Annotated in this window: 20 protein-coding genes; 10 read left to right on the top strand and 10 right to left on the bottom strand. The window is 71.3% G+C overall.

Annotated elements, in window-relative coordinates; genetic code table 11:
* The first annotated feature begins 5 nt into the window (after positions 1-5).
* Positions 6-233 (top strand): hypothetical protein, encoded by a 228-nt coding sequence (locus ABZ567_RS03915; RefSeq protein ID WP_056558822.1) that lies wholly within the window; start codon positions 6-8, stop codon positions 231-233.
* A gap of 87 nt (positions 234-320) precedes the next feature.
* Here ABZ567_RS03915 and ABZ567_RS03910 read toward each other — a convergent pair whose 3' ends face one another.
* Complete coding sequence (locus ABZ567_RS03910; protein WP_360784357.1) at positions 321-827, bottom strand: MarR family transcriptional regulator; 507 nt, start codon at positions 825-827, stop codon at positions 321-323.
* Between the two features lie 123 nt (positions 828-950).
* Between ABZ567_RS03910 and ABZ567_RS03905 the strand changes: the two genes are divergently transcribed.
* From ABZ567_RS03905 to ABZ567_RS03890, 4 genes are read left to right on the top strand one after another with little or no spacing between them, the layout of a single operon-like run.
* Entirely contained in the window at positions 951-1,904 is a 954-nt protein-coding gene (locus ABZ567_RS03905) for an EamA family transporter (protein WP_360784354.1), read from the top strand.
* A gap of 5 nt (positions 1,905-1,909) precedes the next feature.
* A complete protein-coding gene (locus tag ABZ567_RS03900; protein ID WP_360784351.1) occupies positions 1,910-2,932 on the top strand; it encodes a DMT family transporter in 1,023 nt (340 codons plus the stop codon).
* 10 nt (positions 2,933-2,942) lie between these two features.
* Complete coding sequence (locus ABZ567_RS03895; RefSeq protein ID WP_360784348.1) at positions 2,943-3,869, top strand: LysR family transcriptional regulator; 927 nt, start codon at positions 2,943-2,945, stop codon at positions 3,867-3,869.
* Positions 3,870-3,927: 58 nt separating this feature from the next.
* Entirely contained in the window at positions 3,928-4,125 is a 198-nt protein-coding gene (locus ABZ567_RS03890) for a hypothetical protein (protein ID WP_360784345.1), read from the top strand.
* A gap of 115 nt (positions 4,126-4,240) precedes the next feature.
* On the opposite strand, the gene pepN (ABZ567_RS03885) is transcribed toward ABZ567_RS03890, so the two are convergent.
* The 3 genes from pepN (ABZ567_RS03885) to ABZ567_RS03875 form a co-directional block, all read right to left on the bottom strand.
* On the bottom strand, positions 4,241-6,835 hold the full coding sequence (gene pepN / locus ABZ567_RS03885) for an aminopeptidase N (protein WP_360784342.1): 2,595 nt from the start codon (positions 6,833-6,835) through the stop codon (positions 4,241-4,243).
* A 153-nt stretch (positions 6,836-6,988) separates the two neighbouring features.
* Positions 6,989-8,005 carry an aspartate-semialdehyde dehydrogenase gene (locus ABZ567_RS03880; protein WP_360784339.1) on the bottom strand — a complete coding sequence of 339 codons (1,017 nt, stop codon included), beginning with the start codon at positions 8,003-8,005 and terminating at the stop codon, positions 6,989-6,991.
* A 135-nt stretch (positions 8,006-8,140) separates the two neighbouring features.
* Entirely contained in the window at positions 8,141-8,683 is a 543-nt protein-coding gene (locus tag ABZ567_RS03875) for a CGNR zinc finger domain-containing protein (RefSeq protein ID WP_360784336.1), read from the bottom strand.
* Positions 8,684-8,894: 211 nt separating this feature from the next.
* Here ABZ567_RS03875 and ABZ567_RS03870 point away from each other — a divergent pair, with 211 nt between their 5' ends.
* The 3 genes from ABZ567_RS03870 to ABZ567_RS03860 all read left to right on the top strand — a co-directional run bounded on the left by ABZ567_RS03870 (position 8,895) and on the right by ABZ567_RS03860 (position 11,036).
* A complete protein-coding gene (locus ABZ567_RS03870; RefSeq protein WP_360784335.1) occupies positions 8,895-9,032 on the top strand; it encodes a hypothetical protein in 138 nt (45 codons plus the stop codon).
* A 122-nt stretch (positions 9,033-9,154) separates the two neighbouring features.
* Positions 9,155-9,598 carry an HPP family protein gene (locus ABZ567_RS03865; RefSeq protein WP_360785032.1) on the top strand — a complete coding sequence of 148 codons (444 nt, stop codon included), beginning with the start codon at positions 9,155-9,157 and terminating at the stop codon, positions 9,596-9,598.
* A 208-nt stretch (positions 9,599-9,806) separates the two neighbouring features.
* Positions 9,807-11,036 carry a serine hydrolase domain-containing protein gene (locus tag ABZ567_RS03860; RefSeq protein ID WP_360784332.1) on the top strand — a complete coding sequence of 410 codons (1,230 nt, stop codon included), beginning with the start codon at positions 9,807-9,809 and terminating at the stop codon, positions 11,034-11,036.
* 16 nt (positions 11,037-11,052) lie between these two features.
* Here the strand turns inward: ABZ567_RS03860 and ABZ567_RS03855 are convergent, their stop codons facing one another.
* Both ABZ567_RS03855 and pepN (ABZ567_RS03850) read right to left on the bottom strand, forming a co-directional pair.
* On the bottom strand, positions 11,053-12,057 hold the full coding sequence (locus tag ABZ567_RS03855; protein WP_360784329.1) for a hypothetical protein: 1,005 nt from the start codon (positions 12,055-12,057) through the stop codon (positions 11,053-11,055).
* Between the two features lie 175 nt (positions 12,058-12,232).
* Complete coding sequence (pepN, locus tag ABZ567_RS03850; RefSeq protein WP_360784326.1) at positions 12,233-14,779, bottom strand: aminopeptidase N; 2,547 nt, start codon at positions 14,777-14,779, stop codon at positions 12,233-12,235.
* Between the two features lie 142 nt (positions 14,780-14,921).
* Between pepN (ABZ567_RS03850) and ABZ567_RS03845 the strand changes: the two genes are divergently transcribed.
* Positions 14,922-15,557: a DsbA family protein gene (locus ABZ567_RS03845; protein WP_360784323.1), complete on the top strand. Its 636-nt coding sequence runs from the start codon at positions 14,922-14,924 to the stop codon at positions 15,555-15,557.
* Between the two features lie 121 nt (positions 15,558-15,678).
* Here ABZ567_RS03845 and ABZ567_RS03840 read toward each other — a convergent pair whose 3' ends face one another.
* The 3 genes from ABZ567_RS03840 to ABZ567_RS03830 form a co-directional block, all read right to left on the bottom strand.
* Positions 15,679-16,323 (bottom strand): superoxide dismutase, encoded by a 645-nt coding sequence (locus ABZ567_RS03840; RefSeq protein WP_360784321.1) that lies wholly within the window; start codon positions 16,321-16,323, stop codon positions 15,679-15,681.
* A 188-nt stretch (positions 16,324-16,511) separates the two neighbouring features.
* Positions 16,512-17,921 carry an amino acid permease gene (locus ABZ567_RS03835; protein ID WP_360784318.1) on the bottom strand — a complete coding sequence of 470 codons (1,410 nt, stop codon included), beginning with the start codon at positions 17,919-17,921 and terminating at the stop codon, positions 16,512-16,514.
* A gap of 114 nt (positions 17,922-18,035) precedes the next feature.
* Positions 18,036-19,409 carry an amino acid permease gene (locus ABZ567_RS03830; RefSeq protein WP_360784315.1) on the bottom strand — a complete coding sequence of 458 codons (1,374 nt, stop codon included), beginning with the start codon at positions 19,407-19,409 and terminating at the stop codon, positions 18,036-18,038.
* A gap of 253 nt (positions 19,410-19,662) precedes the next feature.
* On the opposite strand from ABZ567_RS03830, the gene ABZ567_RS03825 reads away from it, so the two are divergent.
* Complete coding sequence (locus ABZ567_RS03825) at positions 19,663-20,253, top strand: biotin transporter BioY (RefSeq protein WP_360784313.1); 591 nt, start codon at positions 19,663-19,665, stop codon at positions 20,251-20,253.
* Positions 20,254-20,327: 74 nt separating this feature from the next.
* Here ABZ567_RS03825 and ABZ567_RS03820 read toward each other — a convergent pair whose 3' ends face one another.
* A complete protein-coding gene (locus ABZ567_RS03820) occupies positions 20,328-21,764 on the bottom strand; it encodes an amino acid permease (protein WP_360784310.1) in 1,437 nt (478 codons plus the stop codon).
* Between the last annotated feature and the right edge of the window lie 3 nt (positions 21,765-21,767).

Raw genomic sequence — 21,767 nt, 5'->3', positions numbered from 1 at the left:
GCACCGTGGACAAGAAGAACGCTCTGCGCGCCGGCTCGCTCGCGGCCGGTACGACGCTGATGATGCTGCTCATGTCGTCCCCCGCGCTCGCGCTCACCCGCGACGACGGCGACGACCCGGCCCCCAAGCTGGAGGTCATCGAGACCCTCGGTCTGTTCGTCGCCGCCCCGCTGGTGCTGTTCCTGGTGATCGCCGGCCTCGTGATGGTGCTCGACAAGTCCAAGAAGGCCTGACCGCCTCCTCTTCCGCTCCGCGAGGGCGCCGCACGGTACGACGTACCGTGCGGCGCCCTCGCGTGCGTGCGGCCCCTTCGACCGGTCTCAGGCGGTGGTGGCCAGCAGCTTGCGCAGCAGTCCGGCCAGCTGGTCCGCCTCCTCGTCGGTGAGCGCGCCCTCCAGAGCGACCCGCTGCTCCGCGAGGCCGGCCCCGACGGCCCGGTCCACCAGTTCCCTGCCGCGCTCGCTGAGGGTCACCCGCAGCCCGCGCCGGTCGTTCGGGTCGGGGCTGCGGCTGAGCAGCCCGGCCTTCTCCAGCTTGTCGAGCCGGCCGGTCATCCCGCCGGTGGTGATCATCAGGGTGGCGGTCAGTTCGCGTGGTGAGAGCGTGTACGGCTCCCCGGACCGCCGCAGGGTCGCGAGCACGTCGAACTCCCCGAGCGCCATGCCGTAGGGCGCGTACGCCTTGTCCACCCTTCCGCGCATGGCGTTGGCCAGCCGGTAGATCCGTCCGAAGACCGCCATGGGGACGGTGTCCAGGTCGGGGCGGACCGCCGCCCACTGGTCGGTGATGGCGTCGACGGCGTCGTGCGCGGGGCTCTGCGTGTCCATGGCCTCAGTCTTCCCTTCCCTCCTCCTCGATCGCAACTAAGCCACTTGCAAGTAAGTAGCTTAGTGGTAAGTTAATTACCGCCAAGCCAGTTCGGCGTCCGCACCCGAGGGGGAGACCCAGCCATGTCCAGCAAGGCGGCCGTCGTCGCGCTCACCGCCCTCGCCCCGATCTCCTGGGGCTCCACCTACTTCGTCACCACGGAGTTCCTGCCGCCCGACCGGCCGCTGTTCACCGGCCTGATGCGCGCCCTGCCCGCCGGGCTCCTGCTCCTGGGGCTCACCCGCACGCTCCCGCGGGGTGCCTGGTGGTGGAAGTCCGCCGTCCTCGGGGCGCTCAACATCGGCGCCTTCTTCCCGCTGCTCTTCCTCGCCGCCTACCGTCTCCCCGGCGGTGTCGCCGCGGTCGTCGGCTCCGTCGGCCCGCTCTTCGTCGTCGGCCTCGCCACGCTCCTCCTGGGGGAAAGGCCCACCGTGAAGTCCCTGCTCACCGCCGTCGCGGCCGCCTTCGGCGTGAGCCTCGTGGTCCTCAAGGCCGGGGCGGCGTTCGATCTCGTCGGAGTGGCCGCCGGACTGCTCTCCGCCCTCTCGATGTCGGTGGGTGTCGTCCTCACCAAGCGCTGGGGCCGTCCCGAGGGTGTCGGGGCCCTCGCGCTCACCGGCTGGCAGCTCACCGCGGGCGGCCTGCTCATCCTCCCGGTCGCCTTCCTGGCCGAGGGCGCCCCGCCGGTGCTCACCGGCACCCATCTGGCCGGGTACGCCTACCTCGCCTTCGGCAACACCGCGATCTCCTACTTCCTCTGGTTCCGCGGCATCGGCCGGCTCAGCGCCTCCTCGGTCACCCTCCTCGGCCCGCTCTCGCCGATCACCGCCGCGATCATCGGCTGGGCGGCGCTCGGTCAGGCGCTCGGTCCGGTCCAGGTGCTCGGCATGGTCATCGCCTTCGGTGCCACTCTCGCGGGCCAGCTGGGTTCCCGTACCCGGAGGGAGCCCGCTTCGCTCACCGAACCGTTCAGTTCAACTGAAAGGAATGGTCGAAAGGATTCGATGGACCTGGAGTTTTCGGAGGTGCGACGGTAGGCGGCATGAACCTGATCACCGCCCGCCACCCGACCACCCCCGCCGCCACCGGCCCCCGCCCCGCCGCCACCGGCCCCCGCCCCACCGCCACCACCCCCGGCCCCGCCCTCACCGAGACGCCGACGCCCGCGAGGAAGCTCGCACGGGGCGCCGGCCTCGGCGTGCTCCTCGCCCTGCTCGCCACCGTCGTCTGGTCCGGCAGCTTCGTCGCCACCCGCGACATGGCCGACAGTGTCCCGCCCGTCCAGGCCGTCTTCTGGCGCTGGATCATCGCGCTGCTCGCCGTCGCGCCGTTCGCCGCCCGCCCGTTCCTGCGGCAGTGGCGGACGATCCGCCGTCATCTCGGCTTCGTCGCCCTGGCCTCGCTGTTCGGCGTCGCCCTCTACAACACCCTCGTGCACCAGGCCGGCCTGACCACCTTCGCCTCCAACATGGGCATGATCATGGCCGCCGCCCCGGTGGTCATGGCGGTCTACGCCCGGCTCGGAGGCGAACGCCTCGGCGCCCGACGCGTCCTCGGGATGCTCACCGCCGCCCTGGGCGTCCTCCTGCTCGTCGGGAAGGGCTCGCTCGCGGTGGACCTCTCCGCCGGCGATTTGTGGATGTTCGCCGCCGCTCTCTCCTTCGCCTCGTACAGCGCCCTGCTCAAGCGCAAGCCCGCCGAGATCGACGGACTCGCCTTCCTCTTCGCCACCTTCCTGCTCGGCGCGCTGATGCTCGCCCCCGTGTACGCCGTGTCCCTCGCCGTCCAGGGCGGGTTCCCCGTCGGCGTGACGACCGTCGGCCCCCTGCTGTACGTCGGGGTCTTATCGTCCGCCGTCGCCTTCTTCGCCTGGAACAAGGCGATCGCCCTCATCGGCGCGGCCCGCGCCGGCGTCGTCTACTACCTCCAGCCCGTCTGCGTCGCCGTCCTGTCGTACGCGCTGCTCGGCGAGCGCCTCGGCGTCCTCGGTGCCGCGTGCATGGCGCTCATCCTCGGCGGGGTGGCACTGGCCTCCGCCACCACCGGGGCGCGGAAGGCCGGATAGGTTGCGCCCCATGACCGAGTGGGACATCAAGAAGCTCCAGATCCTCCGCGTCCTCCGCGACCGCGGCACCGTCACCGCGACCGCCGAGGCGCTGCTCATGACCCCCTCGGCCGTGTCGCAGCAGCTCACCAACCTCGCGAAACAGCTCGGTGTACGGCTCCTGGAGGCCCAGGGCCGCCGGGTCCGGCTCACCGACGCCGCCCATCTGGTGCTGCGGCACGCGGAGGTGGTCTTCGCCCAGCTGGAGCGGGCCGACGCCGAACTCGACGGCTATCTGCGGGGCGAGGCGGGGCAGGTGCGGGTGGCCGCGTTCTCCACCTCCGTGCCCGCCCTCCTGGTCCCCGCCGTACGGCAGTTGCGGACCGCGCACCCCGGGCTCGACGTCCGGATCCGGGAGGCCGAGGCGGCGGAGGCGTACGAGCTGCTCTCGGCCGGCGAGGTCGACCTGGCGCTCTCGCTCGCCGCGCACGCGCCCTCCGCGCGCGACCCCAAGTTCAGCCGGGTGCCGCTGCTCGCCGATCCGCTCGACGTCGCCCTGCCCGCGGGTCATCCGTGCGCCGACGCCCCCGGGCTGCGGCTCGCGGACCTCGCGGCCGAGCCGTGGATCTTCGGGGGGTCGGGGCCCTGGTCCGAGATCACCACGGCCGCCTGCGAGGCCGCCGGCTTCGTGCCCGAGCAGGCCCACAGCGCCTCCGGCTGGACCGCCATCCTCGCCATGGTCGAGGCGGGGATGGGCATCGCCCTCGTCCCCCGGATGGCCTCCGCGGAACGACGGGGCGGCGCCGGAGTCGTCATGCGCGTCCTCTCCGCCGACCTGCCGCGCCGCCATGTCGTCGCGGCGGTACGTCGCGGGGCGGAGGAGGGCCCGGCGGTGTCCCGGGTGCTCGCCGCACTCGGTCAGGCGGCCGTGTCCCGCGAAACCATTCAGCAGAACTGAACAGACCTGTCGAAAACATTCGACGGACCGGAGTGTCGGGGCGGGTGGGGCCCGAACCGTGAGCCTCGACGAGACCGCCGACCCGCACGCCAACGCCGCCGCTCCCTACTCCTGCTGGACCCGTACGCCGACTACCGCACCGGTGACTTCCCCTTACTTCCCCGACACCGGCGTCGCCCGGATGCGCCCGCACGAAACCCTGCCGGAACAGGGCGCGTCCGACCTGGGCGCCCGCTTCACGGCCCTCGGCGGCTGAACGCCCGCGTCCCACCCGCTCCCGCCCGACGGAGCGTCAGCGGACGCCCGCCCGGCGGACCTCAGACACGGAGCAGGGGCGCCCCACGGGGGAGGCGCCCCTGCTCCGTACCGGATCAGCGGGTTCGGACCGCCGCGGCCGAGTCCGCCGCCCGGGCCCTGAGGGCGCGCTCGACGCCCGCGCGGCACTCCGTCACCAGACGCCGCAGCGCCGGGGCCGGGTCGTGCTCGGCGAGCCAGGCGTCCGTCGCGTCCAGGGTCTCCTGCGAGACCTGGAGCGTCGGGTAGAGGCCGACCACGATCTGCTGGATCATCTCGTGGCTGCGGGTCTCCGAGACGCCCTTGATCGCGGCGAAGTACTTCGCCGTGTACGGAGCGAGCAGCTCGCGCTGGTCGGACTGCACGAAGCCGCCGATGACGGCCTCCTGCACGGCGTTCGCCAGCTTGTCGTCCTCGACGACCGAGGCCCAGGCCTCCGCCTTCGCCGCCTCCGACGGACGGGCCGCGCGCGCGGTCGCCGCGTGCCGCTCGCCCGCCGCCGTGCGGTCGCGCTCCAGCTCGCCGGCGATCTCCGACTCGTCGTAGACACCGGTCGCCGCGAGCCGGTGGACGAACGCCCAGCGCAGCTCGGTGTCGACGGCCAGGCCCTCGATCGACTCGCGGCCCTCCAGGAGCGCCGCCAGCAGGTCGAGCTGCTGCGGGGTGCGGGCGGTCGCGGCGAAGGCGCGCGCCCACGCCAGCTGGTGGTCGCTGCCCGGCTCGGCCGCCTGGAGGTGGGCGAGCGTGGCCTCGGTCCAGCGGGTCAGCCCGGCCTCCCGCCACTCCGGCGCCGCGTACAGGTCGATGGCCGCCTTGACCTGGCCCTGGAGCGACTGGACGACGCCGATGTCGGATTCCTTGCCGACGCCGGAGAGCACGAGCTCCAGGTAGTCGCGGGTGGCCAGTTCGCCGTCGCGGGTCATGTCCCAGGCCGAGGCCCAGCACAGGGCGCGCGGCAGCGACTCGGCGAAGTCACCGAGGTGCGCGGTGACGTTCTGCAGCGACACCTCGTCGAGGCGGACCTTGGCGTACGACAGGTCGTCGTCGTTGAGGAGGACGACCGCCGGACGTGCCCTGCCCTCCAGCTTCGGCACGGGGGTCAGCTCGTCGGCCGCGATGTCGAGTTCGAGGCGCTCGGTGCGGACCAGCTTGCCGGCCTCGTCCAGGTCGTAGAAGCCGATCGCGATCCGGTGCGGACGGAGGACCGCCTCGCCCTTGGCCCCGGCGGGCAGCGCCGGGGCCTCCTGCCGGACGGCGAAGGAGGTGATGACACCGCTCTCGTCGGTCTCGATCTCCGGGCGCAGGATGTTGATGCCGGCCGTCTCCAGCCACGCCTTCGACCAGGTCTTGAGGTCGCGCCCGGAGGTCTCCTCCAGGGCGCCGAGCAGGTCGGAGAGGCGCGTGTTGCCGAAGGCGTGCGCCTGGAAGTACGCCTGCACGCCCTTGAAGAACTCGTCCTGGCCGACGTAGGCGACGAGCTGCTTCAGGACGCTCGCACCCTTGGCGTACGTGATCCCGTCGAAGTTGACGAGCACGTCCTCGAGGTCGTTGATCTCGGCCATGATGGGGTGCGTGGACGGCAGCTGGTCCTGGCGGTAGGCCCAGGTCTTCTCCGCGTTGGCGAAGGTCGTCCAGGCGCCCGGCCAGCGGGTGCCGGCCACGGAGGCCTGGCAGGCGACCGAGGTGTAGGTGGCGAACGACTCGTTCAGCCACAGGTCGTTCCACCACTCCATGGTGACGAGGTCGCCGAACCACATGTGGGCGAGCTCGTGCAGGATCGTCTCGGCGCGCCGCTCGTACGCCGCGTCCGTCACCTTCGAGCGGAACACGTACTGGTCGCGGATGGTGACCGCGCCCGCGTTCTCCATCGCACCCGCGTTGAACTCCGGCACGAAGAGCTGGTCGTACTTCGCGAACGGGTAGTCGTACGCGAACTTCTCCTGGAACCAGTCGAAGCCCTGGCGCGTGACGTCGAAGATGTGGTCCGCGTCGAGGAACTCGGCGAGCGACGGCCGGCAGTAGATGCCCAGCGGCACCGTCTGGCCGTCCTTCTCGTACGTCGAGTGCACCGAGTGGTACGGGCCGATGATCAGCGCGGTGACGTACGTGGAGATGCGGGGCGTCGGCTCGAAGCGCCATACATTCGAGTCGGGGCCCTGGGGCTCCGGGGCGGGGCTGTTGGAGATGACCTTCCAGCCCGTCGGCGCCTTCACCGTGAACTGGAAGGTCGCCTTCAGGTCGGGCTGCTCGAACGAGGCGAAGACGCGGCGCGCGTCCGGGACCTCGAACTGCGTGTACAGATAGGCCTGGTCGTCGACCGGGTCGACGAAGCGGTGCAGGCCCTCACCGGTGTTGGTGTACGCGCAGTCGGCGACGACCTTGAGCTCGTTGCGGCCCTGGACGAGGTGGGCCAGCGCGATCCGCGCGTCGCGGAAGACGGCGGCGACGTCCAGCGAGCGCCCGTTCAGGACGACCTCGTGGACGGCGGGCGCGACGAGGTCGATGAAGGTCGAGGCACCGGCCTCGGCGGAATCGAAGCGGACGGTGGTGACGGACCGGTAGGTGCCACCCTCCTGCGCACCGGAGAGGTCGAGTTCGACCTCGTACGCGTCCACGGTCAGCAGCGCCGCCCGCTGCTGAGCCTCTTCACGGGTCAGGTTCGTGCCAGGCACCCGGTCAACTCCTCGGTTTCGTGACGTTTGGCCCATCCTTCCACGGGCCGCCTCAGTGGCGCACGGCACATTTCCCCGGTCCGTCCGAACGCCGGAGGGGCGGCTCCCGTAACGGGTGCCGCCCCTCCGGAGGGTCGTACGGATCAGCCGGTGTCAGCCCTTGAGCTCGGCCGCGACCAGCTCCGCGATCTGCACGGCGTTCAGCGCCGCGCCCTTGCGCAGGTTGTCGTTGGAGAGGAAGAGGGCGAGGCCGTTGTCGACGGTCTCGTCCACCCGGATCCGGCCGACGTACGAGGCGTCCTTGCCGGCCGCCTGGAGCGGGGTCGGGATCTCGGAGAGCACGACGCCCTCGGCGTCCTTGAGCAGCTCGTAGGCGCGTTCGACGCTGATCGGACGCTCGAAGCGGACGTTGACCTGGAGGGAGTGGCCGGAGAAGACCGGGACGCGCACACAGGTGCCCGAGACCTTCAGTTCGGGGATCTCCAGGATCTTGCGGGACTCGTTGCGGAGCTTCTGCTCCTCGTCGGTCTCGAAGGAGCCGTCGTCCACGATCGAACCGGCGAGGGGCACCACGTTGAACGCGATCGGGCGCTTGTAGACGGTCGGCTCGGGGAACTCGACGGCCTCGCCGTCGAACGCCAGCTGGTCGGCGGTCTCGGCCACGGCACACGCCTGCGTGCGCAGCTCGGCGACACCGGCCACGCCCGAGCCGGAGACGGCCTGGTAGGTGGTGGCGACCAGCGCGGTGAGGCCGGCCTCCTGGTGGAGCGGCTTGAGGACCGGCATGGCGGCCATCGTGGTGCAGTTCGGGTTGGCGATGATGCCCTTGGGGCGGTCCTTGATCGCGTGCGGGTTGACCTCGGACACCACCAGCGGGACCTCGGGGTCACGGCGCCAGGCGGAGGAGTTGTCGATCACGACCGCGCCCTGAGAGGCGACCTTCTCGGCGAGGGCCTTGGAGGTGGCGCCGCCGGCGGAGAAGAGCACGATGTCGAGACCGGTGTAGTCGGCGGTGGAGGCGTCCTCGACGGTGACCCCGTCCACGACGGTGCCGGCGGAGCGGGCGGAGGCGAAGAACCGCAGCTCGTCGACCGGGAACTTCCGCTCGGCCAGGATGCTCCGCATGACTGTGCCGACCTGACCGGTGGCTCCGACGATTCCGACCTTCACGGGGACTCCTCCGTACGTATGTGCAGGGTGCTGCCGGTCCATGATGCGTGTGTCCCCGGCCGCCTTGTCCAATCCATTGTCCAAGGGTCGGGACGCGTCCGGACGGTGCCGGGACGGTGTCGGGAGGGCCGCGGGTCAGCTCTCCTTCGTACGGGCGTAGTGGCGCGAGGCCTTGGCCCGGTTGCCGCAGGCCGCCATCGAGCACCAGCGGCGGGTGCCGTTCCGCGAGGTGTCGAAGAAGTGCAGGATGCACGCCTCGTGGGCGCAGGCCCGGATGCGGTCGGGCGCCATGCGCAGGAGGTCCAGGTAGTCGCGGGCTGCGGTCCAGCCGGGGCCCAGGGCCGGGTCCGCGAACTCGACCCGCTCGCCGGGGCCCTCGGCGGTGAGCGTGGCCCGGATGCGGCCGTGGTCGAGGACGGCGTCGACGCGGGCGCTCGCGGCGGGGTCGCCGGGGCGGTCGACGAGCGCGGCGAGGGCGTCCCGGGCGGTGAGGGTGTGGCGCAGGGTGGCGGCGTCGGCGGAGAACCGCCTGCCGAGGCCGTTCGAATCGAGCCAGACGGCGAGCCCCTCCACTCCCGTGAGCAGGTCCTGACGGACGCCGTCCTCGTTCCAGCGGGTGTTGAGGAGGTCGAGGGAGACGGGTTCGCCGGTGAGCGGCCGGCGGTCGACGGCGTTCATGGCGGAACCTCCTCGATGGGCTAACCCCTCAAGGGTACGTGAGCGGTTGACGCCTCTCGTGACTAACCCCTAAAGTCGAATAGAAAGGTTAGTTCCCGAGGGGCGAGCCGCCGCGCGGGGCCGGGGGATGGGGCGCACCCGAGATATGCGCCTGCGTGCCAGGGCCCCCGCACCCGCGCCACCACGACCCCGAACCCCAGTGAGGCCCGTCATGGACCCGTACGGCTCCGGCTCACTCGCACTCCAGGACCGCTTCCGCGTCCGCGACCTCGCCGCCCGCACGGCCGCGACCCGGCCCCGCCCGGCCCTCCGTACGCCCCCGCCCACCGACCCCGAGGACCGCCCGTGACCACCACCCCGGCCCCCGCCAACCCCACCCCCGCGGAAGCCGCCCCCGCCCCCGCCTCCACCCTCCCCGCGACCGCCCCCGCGTCTCCCCGTCCCGGGCCACCCCCGCGTCCCCGCCCCGCGATCCTCCTCGCCTCCACCGCCGGCAGTGTCGCCGCCCTCCTGCTCCTCGTCGCCGTCGGCGCCGTGCTGGATCAGCCCCTGCTCATCCCGCCGCTCGCGGCGAGCATGGCGCTCGTGGCGGGCGCCCCCGATCTCGCGCTGTCCCAGCCGCGCTCGGTCGTCGGGGGCCAGCTGCTCTCCGCCCTGACCGGCTTCGCCGTCCTGGCCGTGGCGGGCCCGGGGCTCTGGGGCGCCGCCGTGGCGGGCGGCCTCGCCCTCGGCGTGATGATGCTGGCCCGTACCCCGCACTCGCCTGCGGCGGCCACCGCAGTGATCGTCGCCCTCCAGGCCCCGCCGCTCTGGTCGTTTCTCGGCCTTCTCGCCCTCGCCTCCCTCCTTCTGGTCGTCGTCGGCCTCGGGTCGGCCCGCACCACGGGCCGGACGTATCCCGTCTACTGGTTCTGACGTCCGTGCCCAGGCCGCAGGGCCCAGCTGGAGAGACCGGTCACCTCACCGCCTCCTCGGGATCGACTCCATCCGTCGTACGCCCGCCCCCTCTGGTCAAACGGCTGAAAGGCGCTCAACCGTCACCTCCCGCTCAACCCTCCCGCCGACCCCGTGGTCCTCCCCACCGACCGCAGCACATGACCAGCAGAACCTCAGGGGAGCCCGCATGTCAGCCATACGCACGACCCGCACCGCCCTCGCCACCGCCCTGGTCGCGGGGCTCACCGCCACGGCGCTCGCCACCCCCGCCCTCGCGGCGCCCGCACCGGAGAAGCGGGACCACACGGCCACCCGCCAGGCGCTCCAGGCCGCGGTCGACTCCGGGGTGCCCGGTGCCGTCGCCGGGGCCCGCGACGGCCACGGCCGGTGGACCGGCACCGCGGGCGACCGCAAGGGCGACGACCGCTACCGGGTCGGCTCGATCACCAAGACCTTCGTCGCCACCGTCCTCCTCCAGCTCCAGGCCGAGGGCCGCGTCGACCTCGACGACCCGGTCGAGAAGTGGCTGCCCGGCGTCGTCCGGGGCAACGGCCACGACGGCCGGAACATCACCGTCCGTCAGCTGCTCAACCACACCAGCGGGATCTACAGCTACACCGAGGACCCGGCTTTCCAGGAGCGGGTGTTCGGACCCGGTTTCCTGGAGCACCGCTACGACACCTGGAGCGGCCGGCAGCTCGTCGGCGTCGCCATGACCCATCAGCCGGAGTTCGCCCCCGGCGCCGGCTGGAGCTACTCCAACACCAACTTCGTCCTGGCCGGGATGGTCATCGAGAAGGTCACCGGACGGCCGTACGGCAAGGCCGTCGAGAACCGGATCATCAAGCCGCTGAAGCTGCGCGCCACCAGCGTCCCCGGCAACAGGGTGACCGTGCCGCAGCCCAGCAGCCGGGCCTACTCCACCCTCTCCCTCGACCCGAACGCGCCCGTCCACGACGTCACCGAACTCAACCCCTCCCTGGCCCTCGCGGCGGGCGAGATGATCTCCGACTCGTCCGACCTCCAGACCTTCTACCGGGCCCTCGTGCAGGGCCGGCTGCTTCCGAAGACGGAGATGCGCGAGCTGACCGCCACCGTCCCGGTCTCCCCCGAGCACCCCCTCTTCCGCTACGGCCTCGGGATCTCGTGGCAGAAGCTCAGCTGCGGCAAGGAGATCTGGGGCCATGGCGGCGGCATCCACGGCTCGACCTCGGAGGCGTACGCCACCCGCGACGGGCGGCACTCCCTCGCCGCCAACTTCAACGCCGACTGGACGGGTGACACCCAGTCCGTCATCGAGGCCGAGTTCTGCGGCACGACCCCGAAGGGCCCCGACGCCAAGGGCCTCGTCGCCAAGGCTCCCGGCGCGAAGGGCCTCGACACGAAGGCCCTGTCCGGCCCGGTCCCGAGGAACTGACCCCGCACCTCGGGACTCACCGGGGCAGGACGACGACATACGCGGCGGGCTGCCGGTCGGGCGCGGCCATCAGGGCCGTACGCACCACGGTGGCCTGCTGGTCCATCGCCTCGCGCAGCTTGCGCGGGGTGAGGTGGACGACCGTGATGCCGAGCCGCTCCAGTTGCTCCCGCTTGCGGGTGTACTCCGACCGGAGCGCGTCGTCGTCCTGCCGCGGGGCCCGGGTGTCGAGCTCCACGGCGACGGCCTGGTCGGGCCAGTAGGCGTCCACCCCGCCCAGGTGGGGGCCGCCCGGCAGCCGCAGGTCCACGTTCCACAGCGGGTCCGGCAGGGCGAACTCCCGCACCATCTCGTACAGGCGCCCCTCGGAGAGCGACCGCCCCTCGGCGAGCAGCGCGTCCACCGCGTCCACCACGTGCGCGCGGGTGAGCAGCCGGGCACGGCTCAACTCGCATACGACCGCGCCCGGTTCGCAGTGTCCACCGCGGACCGCCTCGGTGAGCAGCCGGCGTACCGTCTCCGCGTCCGAGAGTCCCGACACCGCGTCGGCGACGGCGCGGGCGACGGGGGCGACGGGCATTCCGGTCAGCTCCACCGGCTCCGGGGACTCGGCGGCGCGCAGCACCCGCACCCAGCCGGTGGAGCGCAGCCGCCGGGTGCGCGGCACCAGGACGTCGATCCGGTCCAGGGCGGTGAGCGGGGGAGCGGAGGAGAAGCGGTGGAGGGTCAGCGCGGCGAGCCCGGTGATCATCGCGTCGGGCCCCTGCGCGGGGAGGGTCCCGGTCCTGCGGGCGTAGAGGAGGGCGGCGCGGAGCCGGTCCTCGCTGGTGGGCGGGCCGGGCTGGAGCAGGAAGACACCGGGCAGCAGCTGCTGCCAGCCGCCGGGCCGGCAGCGCGCGGCGACCTCGCCGGCCGACATGCCGAGGGTCCTCAACTGGTCCGCCGCCGCGAGGCGTTCGGGGCGGCCGGTGCGGGAGGCGAGGGGGAGGGGGCGGGGGGTGATGGGGGTGTTGTGGTTCATGCCGGGGGTCTTCCGCTTCCGAAGGCTCCCCTAACCCCTGTTACACGCTTGTCGACAATCAGGGACAAGCCTGCCCTAAAGTACGCGCGTTCGAGTGCCGATGGGGGCGGCGCGCGAGGCCCGCACACCGGTGGGGGCCGCGCGCCGAGGCGCACGACCCCCACCGGTAGGAGGTCTACTCCGCCAGGCGGTCGCACGCCTGCGCGCGCAGTGCCCGCGCCAGGTCGTCCCGCGCCTCCAGGACCAGACGGCGCAGCGCAGGCGCCGCCGACGCGTGGGCCGACAGCCACGCGTCCGTCGCGGTCAGCGTCGCCTCATCGTCCTGGAGCCCCGGGAACAGGCCCCGGACCACGTGGATGCCGATCTGGATTGACCGCTCGGCCCACAGCCGCTCGATCGCCGCGAAGTACTTCTCCGTGTACGGGGCGATCAGCTCACGCTGCGAGGGCTGGACGAAGCCGGCGATCGTCGCCTCCACCAGCGCGTTCGACAGGGTGTCCGACTCGACGACCTGCGCCCACGCCTGCGTCTTGACGGCGGCCGAGGGCCGCGAGGCGAGCAGCCGGACCTGGTGGCGCCTGCCCGTCGCGGTGTCGTCCCGGGCCACCTCCGCCCCGATGCGCGCCTCGTCCGCCCGGCCGTGCGCCGCGAGCGGGGAGAGCAGGGCCCAGCGCAGCTCCTGGTCGACGTCGAGCCCGTCGATCTTCGCCGTACCGTCGAGCAGCCCCTCCAGGAGCTGGAAGTCGGCGTCGGTCGAGGCCGTCGCCGCGAGGAACCGGGCCCAGGTCAGCTGGTGTTCGCTGCCCGGCTCGGCCACGCGGAGCTCGCGCAGCCCGCCCTCGGCGAGCAGTCGCCAGCCCCGCTCGCGCCACTCGGGGGTCGCGTACAGGGTGACGGCCGACTTCGTCCAGGCGTGCACCATCTGGAGGACGCCGATGTCGGTCTCGCGGCCCGCGAAGGCGAGTGCCACGGCGACGAAGTCCCGGGCGGGCATCAGCCCGTCACGGGTCAGGTTCCACAGCGCCGACCAGCACAGGGCGCGGGCCAGGGGGTCGGTGATCTCGCCGAGGTGCGCCCGCAGGGTGGCGAGCGAGCCCTCGTCGAAGCGGATCTTGCAGTAGGTGAGGTCGTCGTCGTTGACGAGGACGAGGTCGGGCTTCTCCTCGCCCGCCAGGCCGGTGACGACGGTCCGCGCGCCGGTGATGTCGGTCTCGGCGCGCGCGTACCGGACGAGCTCGCCGCCGGAGAGGCGGTAGAGGCCGACGGCGGCCCGGTGCGGACGCAGCGCGTCGCCCTCCTGGACGACGGCGAGTTCGGTGATCCGGCCCTCCGCGTCATGGGTGACGACGGGAGTCAGCGTGTTCACCCCGGAGGTCTGGAGCCAGGACTTCGCCCAGGCCCGCATGTCGCGTCCCGAGGTCTCCTCCAGGATCGTGAGGAGGTCGGCGAGCCGCGTGTTCCCGTAGGCGTGGCGCTTGAAGTAGCGGCGGGCGCCCTCCATGAACGCGTCCCGGCCCGCGTAGGCGACGAGCTGCTTGAGCACCGACGCGCCCTTGGCGTAGGTGATGCCGTCGAAGTTCAGCTTGGCGTCCTCCAGGTCACGGATGTCGGCCGTGATCGGGTGCGTGGACGGCAGCTGGTCGGCGCGGTAGGCCCAGGCCTTGCGGTTGTTGGCGAAGGTCACCCAGCTGTTGGTGAAGCGGGTCGCCTCGGCGTTCGCGAAGGAGCCCATGAAGTCGGCGAAGGACTCCTTCAGCCACAGGTCGTCCCACCACACCATGGTGACGAGGTCGCCGAACCACATGTGCGCCATCTCATGCAGGATGACGTTGGCCCGGCTCTCGTAGGCGGCCTGGGTCACCTTGCCCCGGTAGACGTACTCCTCGCGGAAGGTCACCATGCCCGGGTTCTCCATCGCGCCGAGGTTGTACTCGGGGACGAAGGCCTGGTCGTACTTCCCGAAGGGGTACGGGTAGTCGAAGTTGTCGTGGAAGAAGTCGAAGCCCTGCTTGGTGATCAGGAAGATGTCGTCCGCGTCGAAGTGCCTGGCGAGCCCCTTGCGGCACATCGCGCCGAGCGGGATCACCAGATCGCCGCGCGTGTAGGTGTCCGTGACGTAGTGGTAGGGGCCGGCGACGACACACGTGATGTACGTGGAGATCGGCGCCGTCTCGGCGAACCGCCACACGCCCCCGGCGTCCTGCTCGCCCGCGCCGTTCGACCAGACCGTCCAGCCCTCGGGCGCGGTCACCGAGAAGCGGTACGGGGCCTTGAGGTCGGGCTGCTCGAAGTTGGCGTACACCCGGCGGGCGTCGGCCGGTTCGTACTGGGTGTAGAGGTAGACCTCGCCGTCCTCGGGGTCGACGAAGCGGTGCAGGCCTTCGCCGGTCCGGCTGTAGGCGCACCGCGCGTCCACCACGAGCGTGTTCTCGTCGGCGAGGCCGTCGAGCGTGATCCGCGAGCCGTCGAAGACGACCGCCGGGTCGAGGGAGCGCCCGTTGAGGGTGACCGCGTCCACGGCGGGTGCGATCAGGTCGACGAACGTGCTCGTGCCCTCGCCGGTGCGACGGAAGCGGATCGTCGTCTCCGAACGGAACGTCCGTACCGCCTCGTCACAGTCGCCGACCGCCGACCGCAGGTCGAGGACGACCTCGTACCCGTCGACGGACAGCAGGGCCGCCCGCTCGTGGGCCTCGTCGCGGGACAGGTTCTCACCGGGCACGGTCACTCCTTCGTGGCGCGTTCGAAACAGCACCGATCCTCCCATGTGCCACTGTCACCGGACGCACGGGAATGCGGTCACCGGTCCGTGGCGTTGCCTCCTTTCGGCACACCGCCTTCCGACGGCCGTACCGAGGAGTGACATGTCCGAGAACAGGACCACCGCCGAGTTCTTCTTCGACCCGCTGTGCCCGTGGGCGTGGATGACCTCCCGCTGGATGCTGGAGGTCGAGAAGGTGCGGCCGGTCGACGTCAGCTGGAAGGTGATGAGCCTGGCCGTGCTCAACGAGAACCGGCTCGACGAGCTCCCGGAGGAGTACCGGGAGATGCTGGAGACCCAGGCGTGGGGCCCGGTCCGGGTGGTCATAGCCGCTCAGCAGCTGCACGGCGACGAGGTGGTCGGCGAGCTCTACACCGCGCTCGGCACCCGCTTCCACAACGACGGCGAGGGCGCCACCCGCGAGGCGATCGTCGCGGCCCTGACGGACGTCGGCCTGCCGGAGGACCTGGCGGACTACGCCGACAAGGACACGTACGACACGGAGCTGCGCGCCTCCCACAAGGAGGGCATCGACAAGGTGGGCCAGGACGTCGGCACCCCCGTCATCGCGGTCCCGGGACCCGAGGGCGACGAGGTCGCCTTCTTCGGTCCCGTCGTCACCCCGACCCCGCGCGGCGAGGCGGCGGCCCGGCTGTGGGACGGCACGCTGCTCGTGGCGTCGACGCCGGGCTTCTACGAGATCAAGCGCACCCGGACGGCGTCGCCCAGCTTCGAGTGACCGTTTCGGCGCACAGAAGAACCCCCGTGATTCACGTCATCACGGGGGTTCTTCGTCATTCCGCCCGCAGGTGAAGGTTGAGAAGACGATCACGAGCAGGACGACTGAGGGGTGTGGCCGGTCAGAAGGAGATCAGCGGGACCGAGGCCTTGGCGGCGTGGTAGCGCTTGCTCACGTCCTGCCAGTTGACGACCTGCCACATGGCCTCGATGAAGTCGACCTTCTGGTTCTTGTACTGGAGGTAGAAGGCGTGCTCCCAGGCGTCGAAGACCAGGATCGGGACCGAGCCCTGGCCGACGTTGCCCTGGTGGTCGTAGACCTGCTCGACGAGGAGACGGCCGCTGACCGGCTCGTACGCGAGGACACCCCAGCCGGAGCCCTGGGTGGTCGCGGAGGCCTTGGTCAGCTGGGCCCTGAACTTGGCGAAGGAGCCGAAGGACTCGGTGATCGCGTCCGCGAGGTCGCCGACGCCGTCGGCGGCCAGCGGCTCGCCGCCCCCCCCGTTCTTCGGGCTGTCCATGTTGTTCCAGTAGATCGAGTGGAGGATGTGGCCGGAGAGGTGGAAGGCCAGGTTCTTCTCCAGGCCGTTGATCGCGCCCCACCGGTCCTTGTCGCGGGCCTCTTCCAGCTGCTCCAGGGTGTCGTTGGCTCCCTTGACGTACGCGGCGTGGTGCTTGTCGTGGTGCAGCTCGATGATCTGCGGATTGATCACCGGCTCCAGCGCCGCGTAGTCGTACGGCAGCTCCGGAAGTGTGTAGATCGCCATGCCCGGCTCCTTCAAAGGCTCCTGCTTATTGCAACCTCTATGCAAGTGCAGGCTAACAGCAGGTGCGTGAATCGGCGATCAACCTTTCGTCCTGGGTCCCGCGTCGCCTCCCGGCCTCGCCTCCGGACGCGCGAAACCCCCGGACCGAGCGGCGGTCGCGGGGGTTTCGCGGGGAGGCGGAAGGGGCGTCAGGACGGACGGTCCGCCGCCCGCTGGCGTACGAACCCGACGACGGCGAGCAGCAGCGTGAGGGCGCCCGTCCCGTACAACTGCGTCCGCGTGCCCTCCTCGCGGGCCATCAGGACGAAGATCGCCGCCATGCCGGCCAGTGCCACCCAGGTCAGCACCGGGAAGGCCCACATCCGGACGACGAGCTTCTCGGGCGCCTCGCGCTCGGTGCGGCGGCGCAGCACCAGCTGGGAGGCGGCGATGAAGAACCAGACGACCAGGATGATCGCGCCGATCGTGTTGAGCAGCCAGACGAAGATGTCGTCCGGACGCCAGTAGCTGAGCAGCACACAGCCGAAGCCGAATACCGAGGAGACGAGCACCGCCGGACGGGGGACCCCGCCGGAGGTGCGGCCGAGCGCCTTCGGACCCTGCCCGCGCGCGACGAGGGAACCGGCCATGCGGGAGGCGCCGTAGATGTTGGCGTTCATCGCCGAGAGCAGGGCGACGAGCACGACCACGTTCATGATCTGGCCGGCCGCCGGGATGCCCAGGTGGTCGAGGGTGGCGACGTACGGGCCCTTCTCGACGACCGTCCTGTCGTCCCACGGCACGAGGGTGACGATGACCGCCATCGAGCCGATGTAGAAGAGCGCGATCCGCCACATCGCCGTGCGCACGGCCTTGGCGACGCCCTGCACCGGGTGCTCGGACTCGGCGGCGGCGATGGTCACGGTCTCCAGACCGCCGTACGCGAAGACGGAGGCGAGCAGACCCACGATCAGGCCCTCGGAGCCGTTCGGGAAGAAGCCGCCGTCGCCGGTGAGGTTCGCGGTGCCGGGGGCGTCCGAGCCGGGCAGGACACCCGCGATGGCGAGCACGCCGATCCCGAGGAAGAGGACGATCGCGCCGACCTTCAGCGCGGCGAACCAGAACTCGAACTCGCCGAAGTTCTTCACGGCCGCCAGGTTGGTGGCGCAGAAGACCAGCATGAAGAGCGCGACCCAGGCCCACTCGGGGCTGCCCGGGAACCAGCCCGTCATGATCTTCGCGGCGCCGATGCCTTCGAGGCCGACGGCGACGCAGAGCAGGAACCAGAAGGCCCACCCGGCGGTGAAGCCCGCCCAGGGGCCGAACGCCCGCTCGGCGTGGACGGAGAAGGACCCGGAGGCCGGGTTCGCCGCGGACATCTCGCCGAGCATCCGCATCACCAGCATCACGAGGATGCCGGAGAGGGCGTAGGCGATCACGATCGACGGTCCCGCGACGGCGATACCGGCACCGGAACCGACGAAGAGTCCGGCGCCGATGACACCGCCGAGGGCGATCATCGACAGATGGCGCTGCTTGAGGCCGTGCGAAAGGCCGTTCGGAGAGGTCGCCGTGTCGTCCTCGCGGTCGACGGGCTCGGGCGCGGTGGTCCGGGACATGGGCCGCCCTGTTCATTGGCTGAGACGGGGAACGCGCCACAGTCTGGGCGGACACACCGCTCAGGGGGAACAGATGTCCGCTATACGGGCACCACCTTCACACAAGGTGAAGAACTACCTGCGCTTCGTGCGCAATTCCCGTACTCCCGCCACCAGGAGCACCGCGCCCGTCGCCGCCGCCGACCACAGCACCTGCGGGCGCGCCGCGTCGTCGTACAGCATCAGGACCAGCACGGCCCCCATCGCGGCGAGCGCCACCCAGGTCAGCCACGGGAAGCCCCACATCCGCAGGGTCAGCGTCTCCGGCGCCTCCCGCTCGATCCGACGCCGCAGCCGCAGCTGCGAGACCGCGATCAGCGCCCACACGAATAGCAGCACCGCCCCGACCGCGTTGAGCATGTAGAGGAAGACGGAATCCGGCCACTTCAGATTGAGGAGTACGGAGACGAAGCCGAAGGCCACCGAGGCGAGCACCGCCCGGCGCGGCACCCCTCCGCTCGACACCCGCAGCAGTCCCTTCGGCGCCTCCCCGCGCTCCGCGAGCGAGAACACCATCCGGGAGGAGCCGTACAGGTTCGCGTTGAGCGCCGACAGCAGCGCCACGAACACCACCACGTTCATGATCTGGCCCGCCGCCGGCACCCCGATCGCGTCCAGGACCGCCACGTACGGCGACTCGCCCGGCTCCATCGACGTCCACGGCAGCAGCGTCACGATGACCAGCATCGAACCCACGTAGAAGAGGAGGATCCGCCACACCGCGCTGCGCACCGCCCGCGCCACGTTCCGCGCCGGGTCGTCCGACTCGGCCGCCGCGATCGTGACGACCTCCAGGCCGCCGAAGGCGAAGACCACGGCGAGGACACCGGAGACGACCCCCGCCCAGCCGTTCGGCAGGAAACCGCCCTGCCCGGTCAGGTTCGCCAGGCCCACAGGGTCCGTGTCGGGCAGCCAGCCCGTGATCGCGAGGACGCCGAGCACCAGGAAGAGGACGATCGCGCCGACCTTGAGCGCCGCGAACCAGAACTCGAACTCGCCGAAGTTCTTCACCGCCGCCAGGTTGGCGACGGTGAACACGACCATGAAGACCAGCACCCACCCCCACTGCGGCACCCCCGGCGCCCAGCCGTGCGCGATGCGCGCCGCGCCCGTCGCCTCCACGGCGAGGACCACCACGAGCAGGAACCAGTACAGCCAGCCCACCGAGAAGCCCGCCCACCGGCCGAGGGCCCGCTCTGCGTGGACCGAGAAGGCGCCCGACGCGGGCATCGCCGCCGACATCTCGCCCAGCATCCGCATGACCAGCATCGCGAGCACGCCGGCGATCAGGTACGAGACCACGATCCCGGGCCCGGCGACGGCGATGCCGGCACCCGAGCCGACGAAGAGCCCGGCGCCGATCACACCGCCGAGTCCCAGCATCGTCAGGTGACGCTGCTTCAGGCCGTGGGAGAGGGGCTCCGGTTCGGGGGTGAGGGAGTCGTGCATGGGGGGCTCGTGCTCTCTGGCGGTTTATGGAGACCCCACAGTCTCTCCAGTGAAAGCCCTCCGGCGCAAAAGGGACCTCCGTGCGGGAGTGCCCAGTGACAAGCATCACGTGGCGCGGAGTGCGATCGGCGGCCTTTGTTCGATCTCCACGAAGCGCCCGGCCGCCGCTTTGTCGGCGGCTGACGGTGATCGAGCGTTCACTCCTGGCATACCGTCAACCTGACCCACCCACCCTCACCCTCGCGGAGTACCGATGAGCACCGCCGCCCCCACCCGTACCCTCCGTGCGGGCACCGTCCTCGCCGATCTGCTTCCGTCGAGTCGCACCCGGGACATCGCCCTCGTCGTCGGCGGCGCCGCCCTCACCGGTCTCGCCGCGCAGCTCTCGGTCCCGGTCCCCGGCTCCCCGGTCCCGGTCTCCGGCCAGACCTTCGCCGCCCTGCTCGTCGGCACCGCCCTCGGCGCCCGCCGCGGCTTCCTCGCCCTCGCGCTGTACGCCGTGGCCGGCATGGCGGGCGTGCCGTGGTTCGCGCAGGCCACCTCCGGCTACGGCATGCCGTCCTTCGGCTACATCCTCGGCATGCTCCTCGCCGCCACCGTCGTCGGCGCCCTCGCCCGGCGCGGTGCCGACCGCTCGGTGCTCCGCACGGCCGGCGCGATGGCCCTCGGCTCCGCGATCATCTACGCGGTGGGCGTCCCCTACCTGGCGCTCGCCACCGGCATGACCCTCGGCCAGGCCGTCGCCGCCGGACTCACCCCGTTCCTCATCGGCGACGCACTCAAGGCCGCCCTCGCGATGGGCGCCCTGCCGGGCGCCTGGAAGCTGCTCGGCAACAAGGGCTGAGCACCGCGCGCGTACGAGGAGGGCCCGCCGTTCCCCGAGGAACGGCGGGCCCTCCCGCATGGGGGCCTTCGGCGCTAGACGCGCTCGGAGGCCTTCCCGAACCGCTCCTTGACCAGCGCGACCACGAGCACGAGCGCGGCCACCAGGAGCGAGAGCACGACCTGCTCGCGGGCACTGCCGCCGTCGTACAGCATGTAGCCGAGGACGAAGACGATCATGGCGATCGTCGCCCAGGTCAGGTACGGGAAGAGCCACATCTTCACGACCAGCTTCTCCGGCGTCTCGCGCAGGATGATGCCGCGCATCTTCAGCTGGGTCACACAGATGACCAGCCAGACGAAGAGCGCGACCGCGCCGGAGGAGTTGAGCAGGAAGGCGAAGACGGTGTCGGGCCACTTGTAGTTGAAGAAGACCGCGACGAAGCCGAAGACGACCGAGCCGAGGATCGCGGCCGTCGGCACGCCCCGCTTGTTGACCTTCGCGAAGGACTTCGGCGCGTCACCGCGCCGGCCGAGCGAGAAGGCCATGCGCGAGGCCGTGTAGAGGCCCGAGTTCAGGCAGGACAGCACGGCCGTCAGGACGATCACGTTCATGACCTGGCCGGCGTGCGGGATGCCGATGGAGTCGAGGGCGGCGACGTACGAGCCCTTGTCGACGATCGACTTGTCGTTCCACGGCAGCAGGGTGAGGACGACGAAGATCGAGCCCAGGTAGAAGACGCCGATCCGCCAGATCACGCTGTTGGTGGCCTTGGTGACCGCCTTCTGCGGGTCCTCGGACTCACCGGCGGCGAGGGTGACGATCTCACTGCCCATGAAGGAGAAGACGACCATCAGCACACCGGTCAGGATCGCTCCCGCGCCCATCGGGAAGAAGCCCCCCGCGTCGGTGAGGTGAGCGAACCCCGCGCCCGGGTTGTCTGAGCCCGGCAGGAAGCCGAAGACCGCGAGCAGGCCGATGACGACGAAGGCGGCGATGGCCACGACCTTGATGCCCGCGAACCAGAACTCGAACTCGCCGTACGAGGAGACCGAGGCCAGGTTGGTGGCGGTGAGCACCACCATCACGATGAGCGCCCAGGCCCACTGCGGGACGGCCGGTATCCAGCTCTCCAGGATGACGGCGCCGGCGGTCGCCTCGACGGCGAGGACGACGACCCAGAAGAACCAGTAGAGCCAGCCGATGCTGAAACCGGCCCAGCGGCCGAGGGCCTGGTCGGCGTAGGCGGAGAAGGAGCCGGAGGAGGGCCGGGCCGCGGCCATCTCCCCGAGCATCCGCATCACGAAGACGACCATGGTGCCGACGAGTGCGTACGAGAGCAGGATCGCGGGACCGGCGGCGGCGATGCCGGAGCCGGAGCCGACGAACAGGCCGGCGCCGATGACACCGCCGATGGCGATCATCGACAGGTGGCGGTTCTTGAGACCGGCCTTGAGACCGTCCGAGGAGTGCGGCGTCCCGGGGGTGCCGGTCTCCTCGCCGTCCTTCGTCAGGGTCGGTTGCGTGTTCATGGA

Source organism: Streptomyces sp. NPDC016459 (genome assembly GCF_040632845.1).
Classification (GTDB): Bacteria; Actinomycetota; Actinomycetes; order Streptomycetales; family Streptomycetaceae; genus Streptomyces.
This window is presented reverse-complemented; position numbering and strand designations above follow the sequence as displayed.